The sequence below is a fragment of the Streptomyces sp. NPDC001890 genome (genome assembly GCF_042891445.1).
In the GTDB taxonomy this organism is placed as follows: Bacteria; Actinomycetota; Actinomycetes; order Streptomycetales; family Streptomycetaceae; genus Streptomyces.
This window is the reverse complement of sequence record NZ_JBIATE010000005.1, coordinates 107,317-124,060: the sequence shown is the minus strand read 5'-3', so window position 1 is coordinate 124,060 and position 16,744 is coordinate 107,317. Positions and strand designations below refer to the sequence as shown.

At 71.9% G+C, this 16,744-nt stretch carries 15 protein-coding genes; 10 read left to right on the top strand and 5 right to left on the bottom strand.

Annotation, left to right across the window (positions count from 1 at the left end; all coding sequences use genetic code 11):
- Both ACFYY1_RS17030 and ACFYY1_RS17025 read right to left on the bottom strand, forming a co-directional pair.
- Positions 1–951 carry an ABC transporter permease gene (locus tag ACFYY1_RS17030; protein ID WP_266728937.1) on the bottom strand — a complete coding sequence of 317 codons (951 nt, stop codon included), beginning with the start codon at positions 949–951 and terminating at the stop codon, positions 1–3.
- A gap of 272 nt (positions 952–1,223) precedes the next feature.
- Positions 1,224–2,819 (bottom strand): ABC transporter substrate-binding protein, encoded by a 1,596-nt coding sequence (locus ACFYY1_RS17025; protein WP_388585765.1) that lies wholly within the window; start codon positions 2,817–2,819, stop codon positions 1,224–1,226.
- A 182-nt stretch (positions 2,820–3,001) separates the two neighbouring features.
- Here ACFYY1_RS17025 and ACFYY1_RS17020 point away from each other — a divergent pair, with 182 nt between their 5' ends.
- From ACFYY1_RS17020 to ACFYY1_RS17000, 5 genes are all read left to right on the top strand, one after another.
- Complete coding sequence (locus ACFYY1_RS17020; RefSeq protein WP_388585762.1) at positions 3,002–3,733, top strand: FadR/GntR family transcriptional regulator; 732 nt, start codon at positions 3,002–3,004, stop codon at positions 3,731–3,733.
- Positions 3,734–3,903: 170 nt separating this feature from the next.
- The gene (locus ACFYY1_RS17015; protein ID WP_388585759.1) at positions 3,904–4,911 is read left to right on the top strand and encodes an acetylxylan esterase; all 1,008 of its coding nucleotides are present in this window, start codon (positions 3,904–3,906) and stop codon (positions 4,909–4,911) included.
- A 15-nt stretch (positions 4,912–4,926) separates the two neighbouring features.
- A complete protein-coding gene (locus tag ACFYY1_RS17010; RefSeq protein WP_388585756.1) occupies positions 4,927–6,225 on the top strand; it encodes a GDSL-type esterase/lipase family protein in 1,299 nt (432 codons plus the stop codon).
- Positions 6,226–6,294: 69 nt separating this feature from the next.
- A complete protein-coding gene (locus ACFYY1_RS17005; protein WP_388585755.1) occupies positions 6,295–7,734 on the top strand; it encodes an exo-alpha-sialidase in 1,440 nt (479 codons plus the stop codon).
- 109 nt (positions 7,735–7,843) lie between these two features.
- The gene (locus ACFYY1_RS17000; protein WP_388585753.1) at positions 7,844–9,052 is read left to right on the top strand and encodes an FAD-dependent monooxygenase; all 1,209 of its coding nucleotides are present in this window, start codon (positions 7,844–7,846) and stop codon (positions 9,050–9,052) included.
- A gap of 9 nt (positions 9,053–9,061) precedes the next feature.
- On the opposite strand, the gene ACFYY1_RS16995 is transcribed toward ACFYY1_RS17000, so the two are convergent.
- Positions 9,062–9,754 carry an ABC transporter ATP-binding protein gene (locus ACFYY1_RS16995; RefSeq protein ID WP_388585750.1) on the bottom strand — a complete coding sequence of 231 codons (693 nt, stop codon included), beginning with the start codon at positions 9,752–9,754 and terminating at the stop codon, positions 9,062–9,064.
- Entirely contained in the window at positions 9,751–10,875 is a 1,125-nt protein-coding gene (locus ACFYY1_RS16990) for an ABC transporter permease (protein ID WP_388585747.1), read from the bottom strand. The genes ACFYY1_RS16995 and ACFYY1_RS16990 overlap by 4 nt, the downstream gene beginning before the upstream one ends.
- A 115-nt stretch (positions 10,876–10,990) precedes the next feature.
- Here ACFYY1_RS16990 and ACFYY1_RS16985 point away from each other — a divergent pair, with 115 nt between their 5' ends.
- On the top strand, positions 10,991–11,581 hold the full coding sequence (locus tag ACFYY1_RS16985) for a TetR/AcrR family transcriptional regulator (RefSeq protein WP_388585746.1): 591 nt from the start codon (positions 10,991–10,993) through the stop codon (positions 11,579–11,581).
- A gap of 40 nt (positions 11,582–11,621) precedes the next feature.
- On the opposite strand, the gene ACFYY1_RS16980 is transcribed toward ACFYY1_RS16985, so the two are convergent.
- Entirely contained in the window at positions 11,622–12,320 is a 699-nt protein-coding gene (locus tag ACFYY1_RS16980) for a FadR/GntR family transcriptional regulator (protein WP_388585744.1), read from the bottom strand.
- 164 nt (positions 12,321–12,484) lie between these two features.
- On the opposite strand from ACFYY1_RS16980, the gene ACFYY1_RS16975 reads away from it, so the two are divergent.
- The 4 genes from ACFYY1_RS16975 to ACFYY1_RS16960 all read left to right on the top strand — a co-directional run bounded on the left by ACFYY1_RS16975 (position 12,485) and on the right by ACFYY1_RS16960 (position 16,625).
- Positions 12,485–13,444 carry a dihydrodipicolinate synthase family protein gene (locus tag ACFYY1_RS16975; RefSeq protein WP_388586264.1) on the top strand — a complete coding sequence of 320 codons (960 nt, stop codon included), beginning with the start codon at positions 12,485–12,487 and terminating at the stop codon, positions 13,442–13,444.
- On the top strand, positions 13,441–14,415 hold the full coding sequence (locus tag ACFYY1_RS16970; protein WP_388585741.1) for an ROK family protein: 975 nt from the start codon (positions 13,441–13,443) through the stop codon (positions 14,413–14,415). The genes ACFYY1_RS16975 and ACFYY1_RS16970 overlap by 4 nt, the downstream gene beginning before the upstream one ends.
- Positions 14,412–15,092 carry an N-acetylmannosamine-6-phosphate 2-epimerase gene (locus ACFYY1_RS16965; RefSeq protein ID WP_388585739.1) on the top strand — a complete coding sequence of 227 codons (681 nt, stop codon included), beginning with the start codon at positions 14,412–14,414 and terminating at the stop codon, positions 15,090–15,092. Before ACFYY1_RS16970 ends, ACFYY1_RS16965 begins: the two co-directional genes overlap by 4 nt.
- Before the next feature lie 63 nt (positions 15,093–15,155).
- Entirely contained in the window at positions 15,156–16,625 is a 1,470-nt protein-coding gene (locus ACFYY1_RS16960) for a sialate:H+ symport family MFS transporter (protein ID WP_388585736.1), read from the top strand.
- Positions 16,626–16,744: the final 119 nt, after the last annotated feature.

Below are 16,744 nucleotides of genomic sequence, written 5' to 3'. Positions count from 1 at the left end.
TCACACCGTCCTGATGCGCGGGTTGACCAGCAGATAGAGCAGGTCGACGATGACGTTGACCACCAGGAACGCGATGGCGATGGTCAGTACGGTGCCCTGGACCAGGGCGACATCGCCGCCGGTGACACCTTCGAGGATGAGTTTGCCCATGCCGGGCAGGTCGAAGATCGCTTCGATGACGACGGCGCCGCTGAGCATGTAGCCGACCTTGATGCCGAGCACGGTCAGCGGGGTGACGAGCGCGTTGCGCAGCACCGAGCGGATCACCAGCAGCGGCGGGAGGCCGTTGCCCCGGGCGGTGCGTACGTAGTCGCGGTCGAGTTCGGCGACCATCGAGGTCCGTACGAGCCGGGCGAGGGACGCGGAGACCGGGAGCGCGAGCGAGATCGCGGGCAGGGCCATGGTGGTGAGCCAGCCGCTGAAGGAGTCGGCCGGGTTGGTGTAGCCGCCGGTCGGGAAGATCCGGGTGTTCAGTGCGAACTGCTGGATGAGGAGCACCCCGAGCCAGAAGGACGGGATGGCGACCCCGGCCATGGAGACGACCCGGAACAGCTGGTCGGGCCAGCGGTCCCGGTACATCGCGCCGGTCACTCCGAACAGCACGGCCAGCACGACCGCGAGGAGCAGGCCGAGCAGGGTCAGCTGGAGGGTGAGCGGGAAGGCGGCCGTGATCCGGTCGGCCACGGGCTGGCTCGGCGGGACGGTCATCCCGAGGTCGAGGTGGAGCAGTTGGCCGAGGAAGTGGAAGTACCTGACCGGGAGGGGGTCGTTGAGGCCGTTGGCCTCGGCGAAGGCCGCTCGGGCCTCGGGGGTGGCGCTCTCCCCGAGCGCATTGAAGGCCGGGTCGGCCGGCGAGAACTGGAGCACCACGAAGACGAGCAGCGCGATGCCGAGGATCATCACCGGCATCATCGCGACGCGACGCAGCGCGAGCCGGAGAAAAGCAACCATCGTCGGGTTCCTTGCGATTGGGCGGTCTGGTGGCCCTGGCACCGGGGGGCGGGGTGCCGGACCGGGCTGTCGAACCGGGCTGTCGGACCGGGCCGTCGGACCGGGCCGTCGGACCGGGCCGTCGGTCACCTGTGACATGTCGCCGGCGCACCGTCCGTGGTCGGGTGGTGCGGGTGGCACGGCGGCGGTGCGTGGTGCAGTGGCGCCGCGGTGCGATGCGCCGCGGTGCGGTGCGGTGCGGTGACATGTCACAGGTGACCGGTGCGCTTCGGTCAGGCGCGGCTGACGTCCAGGAAGGAGAGGCCTGTGGTGGGCAGCGGCTTGAAGCCGGGCAGCGCCTTCTCGTTCCAGGCCGTGGGCAGCTTGCGGTGGAGAATCGGGTAGAGCGCGGCCTCGTCGGCGACCAGGTCGGTGACCTCGCCCCACAGTTCCTTGCGCTTGGCCTCGTCGGCGGCCTGGGCGGCCTTGTCGAGGGTCTGCCTGACCTTCTTGTACGCCGCGGACCTGCCCCAGCCGTAACGGCTCTCGGGCCAGAAGCCGTAGTAGAACCAGCGCAGCAGGAGGTCGGCGTCGTTGCCGAAGACGGACGGGTCGCCCGGGGCGACCAGCACCTCGAAGGCACCCTTGTCGATCTTGGCGTACTGGGCCGGGGACTGGGCGATGTCCAGGGTGACCTTGACGCCGGCCGCCTCCCAGCTCTCCTTCAGCAGCGGGGCGATGTCCTTGACCCAGCCGGTGTCGGTGGTCAGGACGGTGAAGGAGAGGTTCTTGACGCCCGCGTCGGCGAGCAGCTGTTTGGCCTTCGCCACGTCGTGGGTGTAGACCGTGGCGGCCTTGTGGTAGTCGGGGTGGGTGGCGGGGACGTATCCGGTGGCGGCCGCCGCGTTGCCCACCATCGCCGTCGAGATGATCTTCTCGGTGTCCAGTGCGTAGTGCAGCGCCTGGCGCACGCGCTTGTCCGCGAACCGCTTGTCGGCGGTGTTGAACATCAGGAAGAGCAGGCCGAAGGACTGGACGGACTCGGTCTTCGAGGAGCCCGCGAGCCGCTTGACGTCGATGTAGGGCACGTCCTCGATGGCCTGGACCCGGCCCGACTCCATGGCGCTGACGCGTGCCGACTGGTCCGACATCAGCCGCCAGACCATCTTCTTGGCCTTGGCCGGGTGGGGGCCGTTGTACTTGTCGTACGCCTCGAAGACGATCTTGTCCTCGCGGGTCGCCTCGATGAACTTGTACGGCCCCGAGCCGACCGGCTTGGCGTCGAACGCCTTGGGGTCCGGTTCGACGATCTTCTTCGGGACGATCCGGGCCACGGCGATACGGGAGGGGAAGAGCGCGAAGGGGTACTTCAGCTTGAACTCGACCGTGCCGGCGTCGACGGCCTTCACCGTGTCGATGAAGGGCACGAACTGCGCCATGAGCGAGGCGTTCTTCGGGTCCAGGATGCGTTCGAAACTGAACACCACGTCGTCGGCGGTGACCGGTGATCCGTCGTGGAAGGTCGCGCCCTCCCGAAGCGTGGCCCGGTAGGTAGTGGCGTTGATCTTCTTCGGCAGCTCGGTGGCGAGTGCGGGACGGGCCACGAGTGTTGCCGGATCGAGATCCACGAGGCCCTCGAAGATGTGCATATTGGCGGCGTACGGAGTGGCGCCCGAGGTGATCATCGGGTCGAAACCGGTCGACAGGGGGTACGAGAGACCGGCCTCGATCAGGCCGCTGCCGCTGCCCTTGTCCGCCGTGCCGTCGGCGGTCGACGACGGGCCGCCGCAGGCGGAAAGGCTCGCCGTGATGGCGGCTGCGGCACCGACGGCACCGGTGTATCGCAGGAAGGTGCGGCGCTCGACACCGGCTGGTCTCAGCTCGGGCACGGGTCCTCCAGGGACGTCGAAGGTGGAACGTGAGGGGGAGATCTGGCAGGGAAGCGGGTGGTGGGACGCAGGATCACGAGGGATCAGGAACCCCGGGCATCGGACGTCAGATGTCTGATGCCTTGATAGCGTGGGAACGTAGCTGGACAATCGAGAGGGGTCAAGAGGTGGGGAGTTCACATATGTCCGGTGCGAAGCCCGGCCGGCAGCTGCTGCGACAGGAAGTGGTCGAGGGCATCAAGCGCTACATCCTCGAAGAGCGCCTCCGCCCCGGGGACCCGCTGCCCACCGAGCCCGCCCTCTGCGAGGCGCTCGGCGCCAGCCGCTCCAGCGTCCGCGAGGCGGTCAAGATCCTCGCCGCGCTGGACATCGTGGAGGTGCGGCACGGGCACGGCACGTACGTGGGCAGGCTGAGCCTGTCGGCCCTGGTGGAGAGCCTGACCTTCCGCGGACTGCTCTCCCCCGACGACGATTTCCAGGTGATGGCCGACCTCGTCGACGTACGCGAGCTCTTCGAGCGCGGGATGGCCGACCGGATCGTCTCACTGCTCAACGAGGAACAGCTCGACCGGCTGGACGGACTGGTCACCACGATGCGCAGGACCGGCGCCCAGGACGGGCACGGCTTCGTGGAGGCGGACCGGGCGTTCCACGCGCTACTGGTGGCCCCGCTCGGCAACGAGCTGATCGGCCAGCTCTCGATGGCCTTCTGGGACGTGTACTCGATCGTCGCGCCGCACCTCGACGGGTTCACGCATGCCGACGAGATGGCGACGATCGCGGCCCACCAGAACATCGTGGACGCCGCGCGGGCCGGGGACATCGCCGGCTTCATGAAGGCGCTGGGCGAGCACTACGCCCCGGTCAGGCGCCGGATCTCCGAGGCCCGCGCCCGCGACAGCGCCCTGGACTGAGGCGCCGCCCCGGCGGATCGGGGCCACCGGCCCCGGCCCGCGATCCGCCGGCCGGGCCCTTGACGGCCGCCGCGAAGGCTGCCTAGGGTCCGTGTGCCGCCAGGACGTCTGACGTCTTCTGTCTCGATGTCCGGCGTTCACACCCCGGCGCATCCCAGGAGGGCACCTCCATGCCGTTGACGGACCTCTCGCTCGCGGACTGCCGCGCATACCGGCCCGAACTGCCCGTTCCGGAGGGCTTCGACGCCTTCTGGTCGAGCACCCTGAGCGAGGCGCCCGCCGCCGATGGTCCGGTGCCGGAGCCGGTGTTCGCACCCGTGGACACCGGGCTCACCCGGATCGATACGTACGATGTGACATTGCCCGGATTCGCCGGACGCCCGGTCCACGGCTGGCTGCACCTGCCGGCCGGGGCCGCCGAACCCCTCGGCTGCGTGGTCGAGTTCCTCGGTTACGGACGTGGGCGGGGCCTCCCGCACGAGAACACGCTCTGGGCGTCCGCCGGGCACGCGCACCTGATCATGGACACCCGCGGTCAGGGCTGGTCGGCCGCGGGCGGCTCCACCGCCGATACGGACGCCGGGGCGGCCGGCACCGTACCCGGCTTCCTCACCCGTGGCATCGAGAGCCCCGGGACGTACTACTACCGGCGGGTGTTCACCGACGCGGTGCGCTGTGTCGAGGCGATGCGCGAGCACCCCGCGGTCGATCCGGACCGGATCGTCGTGACCGGGGTCAGCCAGGGCGGCGGGATCTCGCTGGCGGTGTCGGGGCTGGTGCCGGGGCTGGCCGGGGTGATGCCCGACGTGCCGTTCCTCTGCAACTTCCGGCGCGGCGCGGAGATTTCGGGCCGGCCGCCGTTCACCGAGATCGCCGAGTACCTGAAGCTCCACCGCGACCGCACCGGGGCGGCGTTCACCACCCTGTCGTACTTCGATGCGGCGCTGCTCGCCACCCGCGCCACCGCTCCCGCGCTGTTCTCGATCGCGATGATGGACGAGATCTGTCCGCCCTCCACCTGCTTCACCGCGTACAACCACTACGCGGGGCCCAAGGACGTACGCGTCTACGAGTTCAACGGGCACGAGGGCGGCACGGCGTACCACCAGCGGGAGCAACTGGCCTGGGTGCGTTCCCTGTTCGCAGGCCCGCCGTCGGGGCGGGCCGGCCACTCCTGACCGGAGGCACCTTCCGTGCGCAGACGATCCATGCTTCTCGCCGCCGGCGCGGCAGCCCTGGGCACCCGGTTCGGCGGCCGAGCCTTCGCCGCCGCTCCGGGCGGCGATCCGCTCCTGGACCACGACACCCCCGTGGACCTGGACGGCAGCGAGTACGTCGACCTGTCGAATCGGGTCGGCGAACTCGCCCCGCTCACCGCCGGGACCGTTCTCGTCACCTTCCGCACCACCAGCCACAACGAGGCGATGACCCTGCTCAGCGCCTCCGACCCGACCGAGCCCTCCTCCAACATCACGCTGAACCTGAGCGGCGGCGCCCTTCAGTTCTCCGTGCGTGAGAAGGGTGCGGTGCTCATCAATGTCATGACCAGGACACGGTATGACGACGGGCTGCGCCATACCGTCGCCGTCACCGTCGACTCCTCCGGCACCCGGCTCCACGTCGGCGGACGCACCGTCTTCGAGACGGCGCGGCACTCCTTCTTCGCCGATGTCTCCGGGCTGGGCGCGCTCGCTCTCGGCCGCAATCTCGACAGCGACCACCCCGGCGGCGAGTGGTTCTGCACCGGCACGATCGAGCGGGCCGCGGTCTGGGACCGGGTGCTCGGCGAGGCCGAACTGGTCGCGCACAGCCCCCGCCCCGACCTCGCCGACCTGGGCAGGATCTCCACGGTCCTGAACAGCGACACGCCCGCCACCTGGGTCGTCACCGGTGACAGCATCACCCATGGCGCCCTGCACACCCATGGCTGGCGCAGCTACCCGGAGCACTGGACGGAACGGGTCCGCTGGGAGCTGGGCAAGCCGAAGAACCGTGACTTCGTGATCGATTCCGGCGTGAGCGGCGCCACCAGCGCCGAACTCGTCGCCACGTTCGGGGAGCGGGTCACCGCCTTCTCGCCGCGCGTGGTCTCGATCATGATAGGTACGAACGACATCGCCACGTCCGGCCTCGGCCCCGAGGCGTACCGGGCCAACCTCGTCTCGTTGGTCGGCTCCGTGCGGGCGCTGCCCGGCTCGCCGGTGCCGGTGCTCCAGTCGCCCAACCCGGTCGATCCGGCGAAGTGGCCAGGCCGGGTGGGACTTTCCCGGTACGCGCAGGTGATGGGCGAGGTCGCGGCAGCGCAGAACGTGGTGTTCGTCGACCAGTACAGCGACTGGCTGAACGGCAACGGCGGCCAGGTCCCGCTGTCGCTGCTCAACGACGGGCTCCACCCGAACGAGCGGGGCCACCACCGCCTCGCACTGAAGATGATCAAGGACTTGCGGGTCTTCGACCCCGGCAGCCGGGTCTGTTCGCTGCGGGTCCCGTAGCGGCGCCCCTCGCGAGAAGTACCGCCCCTTCCAAGAAGCACATCCCCCTTCCGAGAAGAGAGATCGTCCATGCAGCGAAAAGTCTCCGTCGCCCTGCTCAGCGCCGCCCTGCTGGTGGTCACCGCGACCGGCACCGCCCACGCCGCCTCCCCCGCCCCCGGTCAGCTGACCTCGCAGGACCTGACCGTCGACGGAGTGGGCTCGCCCCACTACCGCATCCCGGCACTCACCACCTCGGTCAAGGGCACGGTGCTCGCCGCCTACGACGCCCGCCCCACCCTCGGCGACCTGCCGGGCAACATCTCCGTCGTGCTGCGCCGCAGCACGGACAACGGTGTGACATGGCAGCCGCAGCAGGTGGTCCGCGCGGACGCCGCGCCCAAGGGCTACGGCGATCCGAGCCTGCTCGTGGACCGCACCACCGGCCGGATCTTCCTGTTCTACGCGGCCGGGGTGAACCAGGGCTTCTTCGGCTCGGGCACCGGCAACGACGAGAGCGACCCGAACATCCTCCAGGCCGACTACAGCTACTCCGACGACGACGGGGTGACCTGGACCCATCGCCGTATCACCAAGCAGATCAAGAACCCCGCCTGGGCGGGCATGTTCGCCGCCTCCGGCGAGGGCATCCAGCTGCGCCGGGGCCCGTACAAGGGCCGGCTGATCCAGCAGTACGCCGTCCGCATCAACGGCGCCAACTACGCGGCGAGCGCCTACAGCGACGACCACGGCGAGACGTGGAGGATGGGCAATCCGGTCGGCCCCGGCGGCGACGAGAACAAGACCGTCGAGCTGTCCGACGGCAGGATCATGCTCAACAACCGCTCGAAGCCGTACCGGACGATCGCGTACTCCACCGACGGCGGGGTCAACTACACCCCGTTCGTCCAGGACACCCAGCTCACCGACCCGGCGAACAACGCCTCGGTGATGCGGTACGCCCCCGATGCCGCACCGTCCGACCCGCAGTCCTCGTGGCTGCTGTTCAGCAACACGGAGGACGCCTCGGCACGGCGCAACCTCACGGTGAAGATGTCCTGCGACAACGGGAGGACCTGGCCGATCCGGAAGGTCGTGGACCCGGGCGCCGCGGCCTACTCGACGCTGACCCGGCTCGCGGACGGCCGCCTCGGGCTCCTCTACGAACGGGCCGACTACACGCACATCACCTACTCGTCCTTCGACCTGAAGTGGCTCGGCGGCACCTGCGCCGACATCACGATCACCCCACCCGCGACGCTCGGGGCGGGCACCGCCGCCGAGGTGACGGTCCGGGTGGTCAACCGGATGGACGTGCGCCGTGACCGGGGCACCATGGATCTCACGGTGCCCGGCGGATGGACGACGAGTCAGGTCGTCGTCCCGGCACTCGACCCGGGCCAGGGGGCCAATGTGAAGGTCCCGGTGACAGTGGCCGCGGGCGCCTCGGGCAGTGCCACGCTCACCGCCACGTACCGGGCGAACGGCAAGCAGGCGTCCGGCAGCACCACGGTGACCGTGACTCCGTAGCGCGCCGGGTCTCCGGGAGGTGCCGCGCGTCCCCGGTCCGCCCTCGCGCACCGGTGCGACGATGAGGGCGTCCAGCACCTCCCGGAGCGTCAGAACAGGTGGTAGCGCGATGGCAGTGACGGGTTTGCGCATCGGGGTGGTCGGCGGCAGCATCGCCGGCTGCGCGATGGCGATCGCCGGGGCCCGGGCCGGGGCGGACGTCACCGTCCACGAGCGCAGCGACGGAGCGCTGCAGGACCGGGGCTTCGGCATCGTCGTCCCGCCGCCGCTCCACCGGGAACTGGTCGCGGGCGGGTATCTGGGCGCGGACATGCCGACCACCCCGGTCGCCACCCGGGTCTGGCTGGCACGGGCACCGGGGCGGCGGCGGCCGGCACGTGAACTGGCCCGGCAGCAGGCCCCGGTGGCACCGTGCAACTGGGGTCTGCTGTGGCGGGCGCTGCGCGCCAACGCCGGCGGCGGTGCCTACCACCGCGGGCACCCCGTCGCCTCCGTCGGGCGCACGGCCTCGGGCGGCGCCGTGATCCGTACCGCGGACGGCGAGCGGGAGTACGACGTCGTCGTCGGAGCGGACGGGCACCGTTCCGTCACCCGCGAGCTGCTCGCACCCGAGGTGCGGCCGGTGCCCGCCGGGTATCTGGTCTGGCGGGGCACGATCCCGTCGAGCGCGCTGCGCGACCATCCGAAGCAGCTGGAACTGCTGGAGTCCGCCTGGGTCACCGTGGGATTCCCCGGCGGGCACGGTGTCTTCTATCTGATCCCCGGGGCGACCGCGGGTTCGCGGCTGCTGGCGTACGCGGTCTACGCCCCTCCCCCGGCCGCCGGCGCGGCCACCGGCCCCGCGTCGGACGTCCCGGTCTCCGCCGCGTACGTGCGGCACATCGCCGAGGAGCACTTCCCCGCCGAGTGGGCCGACATCGTCGCCCGGGGCGAACACAGCGCCCAGGCGCTCCACCCGGTGGCCGACTTCGTGGTGTCCCGGGCGGCGGAACCCCCCTTCCTGCTGGCCGGCGACGCGGCGAGCGTGACCCGGCCGCACACCGCGAGCGGGGCGGTCAAGGCGCTCCAGGACGCGCTGTGCCTGGAACGGTCGCTGCGCGCCTCCGCCTCGGCGGCCGAGGCCCTGCACCGGTACGCGGACGAGCGTTCCGCCGAGGGGGTCCGCCTGGTCGGCCTCGGCCGCAGGCTGGGGCGCGTGTTCGTCGAGAACGCGCCGGACTGGCCGGCGCTGGGGCCCGCCGAGGTGGAGGCGCTGAGCCGTGCCGCGCTGGACGGTGACGACAGCTACTTGTACGGCAGCGTCCAGCGGCAGCAGTAAGGGGCGGGGTCAGCGGCCGGCCGGTGCGGACAGGGCCGCTTCGGCGGTCAGCGCGGCCATGTCCACGACCCGGTCTGCGGCCTCCGCCACGGCCGGGTCGTGCGTGGCGACGACCGTGACGCAGTCGTCCTGACGGGTGCGTTCGGCGAGGAGCGCGGCCAGTTCGCCTGCCTGCGAGCGGTCGACGGCCGCCGTCGGTTCGTCGATCAGCAGCAGCTTCGGGGAGAGGAAGAGCGCACGGGCCAGGGCGACGCGCTGGCGTTCGCCGCCGGAGAGCTGCTCGGGGCGGTGGCGCAGGCGGTGGCCGAGACCCACCCGGGTCAGGGCCTCGGCGGCGCGGGAGCGGTGCGCGCGGGGGCGCCCGGCACTGATGTAGACGGCTGCGAGCAGCTGGTCCACGGCGGTCAGTCCGGAGAGCAGATTGCCGCTCTGGAACATGTAGCCGATCCGTTCGCGACGCGCCTCGGCACGCCGGGCGTCGGAGAGCGCGGCGAGGTCCTCGCCGTCCAGCAGGACCTGCCCGGCGGTGGGCCGCAGCAGCGCGCCCGCGACGGCGAGCAGTGTGGACTTGCCGGAGCCCGACGGGCCGACGAGGGCCGTCATGCGGCCGGATTCGAAGGTGACGTCGAGGCCGTCGAAGACGGTGGTACGGGCGTCGGCCCGGCCGAACTCGACGGTGACGCCGTTCAGTTCGAGGCTCATCGGTTGGCTCCCAGCATGGTCAGCGGGTCGGCTTGGGTGACCCGGCGCAGGGTCAGGGCGGTGCCCGCGAGGCCGACGGCCGCGACGGTGCACATGGTGGCGGCGAGGGTGGTGGCGGGCAGGCTGAACGGCACCTGTTCGCCGACCAGCAGCCCGACCGCTCCGGCGAGCACGGCGCCCGCCACGGTGCCGAGGACGACGACCAGGGCCGCCTGGAGCACGGTGTGGGCGAGCAGCCGGCGGCGGGAGGCGCCCATGGCCCGCAGCAGGGCGAGCTCGGGCTGCCGCTGCACGGTCCAGACGGCGAAGAAGGCGCCGACCACGAGCGGCGCGATCAAGTAGAGGAAGACCTGGATCGAGGTCATGGTGACGCGCTCGCCGGTGTAGCCGGGAGCCGCCTCGTACGCCTTCTCCTTGGTGAGGGTGGTGGTGGAGTGCCGCTTGTCGAGGGTGGCGGCGGAGGTTTTGGCCGGCGGGGTGCGCAGGGCCAGGGCGCTGAACTGGTCGGGGATGGCGGCGGTCGCGGAGGCGGGGGCGCCGGGGGTGCTGAAGCGGATGCGCTGCCAGGTCTTCAGCGGGACGTAGGCGACGGGCACATGGCCGTAGCTGGAGCGCTCGGTCTGTCCGATGACGCGCAGCTTGATGCCGAGCCGGTCGATGACCAGGGTGTCGCCGACGCGTACGCCGTCGTCGGCGAGCTTGGCGGACATCACGATGCTGTCCGCCGCCGCGTCGGCGAGGTTCTTGCCCTCGGTGACCGAGGGGGCGAGGAAGGAGCCGGGCTCGACGCCGAAGGCGGCGAGGTCGACCTCGGCGCCGCGGTTCGTCGTGCCGCGGGTGATGGAGACGCCCAGCGGGGTCGTCTCGGTGTCCGCGTCCGCCCGCCAGGCGGCGGCGGTCTCCTCGTCGAGGAGGCTGCGGGCGAACTGGTCGGAACGGGCGTCCGAGGAGAAGACCAGCTGCGCGGCCGGGAGGCGGCGCAGCGCGGAGATGGTGTCGTCTCCGAGGCCGGTGGTGAAGCCGGAGACGATGCCGACGAGTGCGGCGACGAGCACCACGACGGACCCCATGAGCAGGAAGCGCCCTCGGGCGGCGCGCAGCTCCAGCAGTGCGAGGAACACGGCGGTTCCCTTCGATGGATCGATGTTAGGGACGGTGTGTCGCCAAGATAGATGATGGGGACGTGGTGTCGCCAAGTGGGGGTCGGGAGTGTGCCGGGGCTTCTAGACTGGGCCGGTGCCCAGGATCAATGCCGCCACCGTCGCGGAGCACCACGCCCAGCAGCGGCTGGCCCTGGTGCGGGCGGCGCGCGAACTGCTGGAGGGCGGCGACGCCGAGGCCGTGACCTTCACCGCGGTCGCCAGGGCGACGGGCCTGGCCCGCAACAGCCTGTACAAGTACTTCCCCGGCCGGCCCGAACTGCTCGCCGCGGTCGTCGAGGACGCGATGCCCCGCTGGACGGACGCCATCCGGGCGGGCATGTCGGCGGCCGGCACGCCCGAGGAGAAGATCGCCGCCTATGTGTCGTCCCAGCTGGAGCTGGTGCGCGGCGGGGAGCACCGGATCGCCCAGGCGCTGGCCGGTGTCCGGGACGCGGCAGTGGTGCGGGAGAGCGCGGGGCGGGCGCACCGGGAGCTGCTCACCCCGCTGATCGGCGCGCTGACCGAGCTGGGCGAGGAGGACCCGCGGCGCACGGCGCTGCTGCTCCAGGGAATCGTCAACGCGGCGACGACGGCGATCGAGAACGGTGACGACCCCGCGGCGGTGACGGACCGGGCGGTGCGGATGGCCGTCACCGCGATCACCGGGGCGACGCCGGGGCGGTGAGACCCCGCCATCGCGCCGGTGGCCGGACAGACGCGCCCGGCTACCGGACCGGTGGCGGCTCCAGGCGGGTGCGGATGCCGTCGAAGTGGGTGCGCATGGCGCGAGCCGCGCGTTCACCGTCGGCCGCCGCGACCGCCGCGACGATCTCGCGATGCTGGGCGCAGGTGGCGACCGGGTCCTGATGGCCGTCGTCGAGATCCTCGCGCACCCGGTCCATGGCCGCCCAGAACGCGTCGAGCACCTCGCTGAGCAGGTGGTTGTCGAGGGAGGCGTAGAGCGCGAGGTGGAAGGCGCGGTCGGTGGAGCGCGCCACCCGGCCGCCGTCACGCGCCTCGTCCTCCATCTTCGCGACGAGACCGCGCAGCACATCGAGGTCCTCGTCGGGGATCTCGGCCGTGACGGCGCCGACCAGCCCGGCCTCCAGCGCCTCCCGTACCTTCATCAGCTCGAAGAGGCCCGGCTCCCCCTGCCGGTGGCGGACGGCGGCCCGGAAGGCGAGCCCCTCGGCGAAGGGTGACAGGGAGAGCGAGCCGACGAAGGTGCCGAAGCCCCGGCGGATCTCCACGACATTGACGGCCTGGAGCGCCTTGAGGGCCTCGCGCACCGACACCCGGCCGGCCCCGAAGAGCTCCATCAGCTCGCTCTCGGTGGGCAGCGCGTCGCCGGGGGCGAGCCTGCGTTCCAGGATCAGTTCCTTGAGCCTGCGCTCTATGTCCTGAGCCATGGTGGGGCGCGCCACAACAACCTCCCGGGGTGCGATTGCCCCTTGACCGTTCGCAGGAGCATCTGTTTAAGGTGAGTCAGACATAGGACATCTTACGTCTCATGTATCGATCCGTGCAGCCGTTCCGGGCCATGGACCGGTGCACCCACCGAGCCCTCACCGAGCTGGAGCCCCTCACCATGTCCCTGCCCTCACCGCTGCACGGCGTCGTCCCGCCGGTCTGCACCCCGCTCGACCCCCAGGGGGAGGTCGACACCGCGTCCCTCGCCCGGCTCGTCGAGCACCTCATCGGTGGCGGGGTGCACGGACTGTTCGCACTCGGCTCCACCAGCGAGGTCGCCTACCTCACCGACGAGCAGCGCGCCACGGCACTGGCGACCGTGGTCGACGCGACCGACGGCAGGGTTCCGGTGCTGGCCGGTGTCATCGACACCACCACCGCCCGCGTCGTCGAACACGCCCGCTCCGCCGCCGCTCTGGGCGCGGACGCCCTGGTCGCGACCGCGCCGTTCTACACCCGCACCCACGGCAAGGAGATCGCCCAGCACTTCCGGCGGCTGCGCGCGGCGGTCGACCTGCCGCTGTTCGCGTACGACATCCCGGTCGCCGTGCACAGCAAGCTCTCCCCCGCGCTGGTGCGCGAGCTCGCCGAGGACGGCACCCTGGCCGGCCTGAAGGACAGCAGCGGCGACGAGGGCGGACTGCGCCGCCTCGTCGTCGAGCTCGGTGGCCGGAGCGGCCGTGCGGACGGCCCCGCGCCCCGCTTCAGCATCCTCACCGGCTCCGAACTCACCGTGGACGCCGCCCTGCTGGCCGGGGCCGACGGTGTGGTGCCGGGCATCGGCAATGTCGACCCGGCCGGTTACGTACGGCTCTACGACGCCGCGCGGGCCGGGAACTGGGAGCTGGCCGCGAAGGAGCAGGAGCGGCTCGTCGAACTGTTCGCCATGGTCGACGCGGGCCCCGAGGCGGACATGGGCCGCAGCTCCTCGGCGCTCGGTTCCTTCAAGGCGGCGCTCCAGCTGCTCGGCGTCATCGACTGCGGTGACACGGCCTTCCCGCAGATCCAGCTCAGCGCCGAGTCCGTCGCCCTGGTCTCCCGGCGCCTGCGCGCCGCCGGTCTGCCGCCGGTCCGATGAACGACGACCACTCCCGGCCCGCCGCCACCGGAACGGGTGCCGCGGTGATCGGGCTCGACCTCGGCGGTACGAAGATCGCCGCCGCGCTGTTCGGCCCCGACGGCACCGTCCTGGCCCGGCACACCCGGCCCACCCCGGCCCGGGACGGCGCGGCGGCCGTGCTGGACGCGCTCGCCGCGGCGGCCGCGTCCGTCGATCCCGGGCGGCTGGCCACGGCGCTCGGCATCGCGGCGGCCGGCGTCGTCGACCCCCGTACCGGCCTGGTCACCAGTGCCACCGACTCCATCAGCGGCTGGGCCGGCACCGCCCTGGGCGCCGGCCTCGCCGACCGCACCGGGCACCCGGTGGCCTGCGACAACGACGTACGCGCCACGGCGGGACCGGAGCTCGCGGCGCTGACCGCCCAGCACCCGGGGCGCGGATCGCTGCTGTTCCTGGCGGTCGGTACGGGGGTGGGCGGCGCGGTCGCCGTCGACGGGCGGATGCTGCACGGCGCGTTCGGGCTCGCCGGGCACCTCGGCCATCTGGCCAGCCCCGAGGCCGCCGGACTGCCCTGCACCTGCGGCGCCACCGGGCATCTGGAGGTCATCGCCTCCGGGCCCGGCATCGCCGCCCACTACGAGCGGCTGACCGGCACCCCCGTGGACCGGCTCGAAACCGTCGCCGTCCGGGCCGGGCAGGGCGACGCGGCGGCCGTCCACGCCCTCACCACCGGCGCCGCCGCCACCGGGCGGGCGCTCGGCGGGCTCGCCAACGCGCTGGGGCCCGACCGGGTCGTCGTCGGCGGCGGCGTGCCGCGGATCGGCCCGCTGTACGGGGACGCCCTGGCCGCCGCCTTCACCGCGGAGCTGATGCCGCCGCTGCACGGCCTCGTGCCCCGGGCGCCACGGTTCGGCGCCGACGCGGCGGTGCTCGGCGCCGCCGCCCTGACCACCACACTTCCCCTCCACCACCCGGGAGCCCTTCGATGACCGCTCAGGAACTGGCCGACTCCCTGCGGGGCAAGCTGATCGTGTCCTGCCAGGCACCCCCCGGCGACCCGATGCGGGAGACCGGCACCCTCGTCCGGCTCGCCGAATCGGCCGTCGCCGGAGGCGGCGCCGCGATCCGTGCCAATGAGCCGGAGGTCGTCGCCGCGATCGTCGAGGCCGTGGATCTCCCGGTCATCGGCCTGTGGAAGGACGGCGACGTCGGCGTCTACATCACCCCGACCGTCCGGCACGCCCTGGCGATCGTCGAGGCGGGCGCCGATGTCGTCGCCGCCGACGCCACCGACCGGCCGCGCCCCGACGGCTCCACCTTCGCCGAGCTGGTCGCGGCGGTGCACGAGGCGGGTGCCCTGGTGATGGCCGATGTCTCCACGCTCGCCGAAGGCGTCGCGGCGGCCGGGCAGGGCGCGGACTTCGTCTCCACCACCCTCTCCGGCTATGTGCCGGGCACGCCGAAGCAGACCGGCCCCGATCTCGGCCTGGTCGCCGAACTCGCCGCCGCGATCGACGTCCCGGTGGTCGCCGAGGGCCGGATCAACACCCCCGGGGAGGCCGCCGAGGCCCTGGCCCGCGGCGCCCACAGCGTCGTCATCGGCACCGCCATCACCGCGCCCACCGCCCTGACCGCCCGTTTCGTCGCGGGCATCGCCCGGCCCTGACCTTCCCCCACCACGCGGGCCGGCGTCTCGACGACGAGCGCCGTCCCGCATCCTGGAGTCACCGTGCAGACCACAACACCCGCAAAGCTCCCGTGGTACCGAGAAGTGAGCGGTACCCAGTGGAAGTCGTTCCTCGCCGCCTGGATCGGCTACGTCCTCGACGGCTTCGACTTCGTGCTGATCACTCTCGTCCTCACCGAGATCAGTGACGACTTCGGGCTGAGCACGGTGCAGGCCGCCAGCCTGATCTCCGGTGCGTTCATCACCCGCTGGCTGGGCGGTGCGGTGCTCGGCGCCATCGGCGACCGGTACGGCCGCAAGCTCTCCATGGTCCTGAGCATCCTGCTGTACTCGCTGGGCACCTTCGCCTGCGGATTCGCCTGGAACTACCAGAGCCTGTTCGCCGCCCGGCTGGCCATCGGCATGGGCATGGCCGGTGAGTACAGTGCCAGCGCCACGTACGTCATGGAGAGCTGGCCCGCCAGGCTCCGCAGTCGGGCCAGCGGCTTCCTGATCTCCGGGTTCTCGGTCGGCTCGGTGCTCGCCGCACAGGTCTACAACTGGGTGGTGCCCTCGCTCGGCTGGCGGTGGATGTTCTACATCGGCCTGGTACCGATCGCCATCGCGCTGTGGATGCGGCGGGCGCTGCCGGAAGCCGAGGAGTGGACGGAGAGCGTCGCGGACACGGGGGCCAGGCCCAATCCGTTCCGGCCGCTGTTCGCGACCCGGGGCCGGGCCGTCGTCAACACGGTCCTGGTGGTCGTCGCCACCGTCTCGCTCTTCCTGGTCTTCACCCCGGGCGGGGCCGGAATGATCCCGGTGCTCTCGGTGGTCGCCGGTCTGACGCTCGCCGCGTTCGCCGTGCAGATGGGCGGCAGGCGCGGCTGGGTGCTGTATCTGTCGATGATCGTGACGCTGTTCTTCGCGTTCCTGTACTCGTGGCCGATCCAGTCGCTGCTGCCCACGTATCTGAAGACCGAGCTGGGCTACTCCACCGACCAGGTCACCGATGTCCTGTACTTCGCGGGGTTCGGGACCATGGTCGGCTGCTGGACCGCGGGCTTCCTCGGCGACCGGATCGGCGCGAAGAAGGCGTACGCGCTGACGCTGCTCGCCTCGCTGGCCTTCGTGTACCCGGTCTTCGCCGTCCACGACAACCTGCTGCTGCTCGGCATCCTGCTCTTCCTGCTCCAGGCGACCAGCTTCGGCATCTCCGGGCTGCTGCCCCGCTACATCGGCGGGCACTTCCCGACGGAGAGCAGGGGTGCGGCGCTCGGCTTCACGTACAACGTGGGGGCGCTGGGCGGTGCGGTGGCTCCGGTGCTGGGGGCGCATCTGGCGTCCGGGATGGATCTGGGGCAGGCGCTGGCCGTGCTGACCTTCGCGGGCACGGTGATCGTGGTGCTGCTGGTCGGCTTCGACGTACCGGCCCGGCTGAACCGGCTGACCGATCCGGATGGCGCGTGGGACCATCTCGCGGTGGCTCCGGCCGAGGAGCGGAGTACGGCCTCGCGCACGACGGCCGCCGGCTGAGACGGCGGGAGCCGCGTGGGGATGCGTGGGGACGCATCGGCGAGCCCGGGAGGGGGACTGCGGCGTAGGAGCGATGGCGGTCACGGTGCCGGCCGGGCCCTGGAACGGTCCCCTACCGG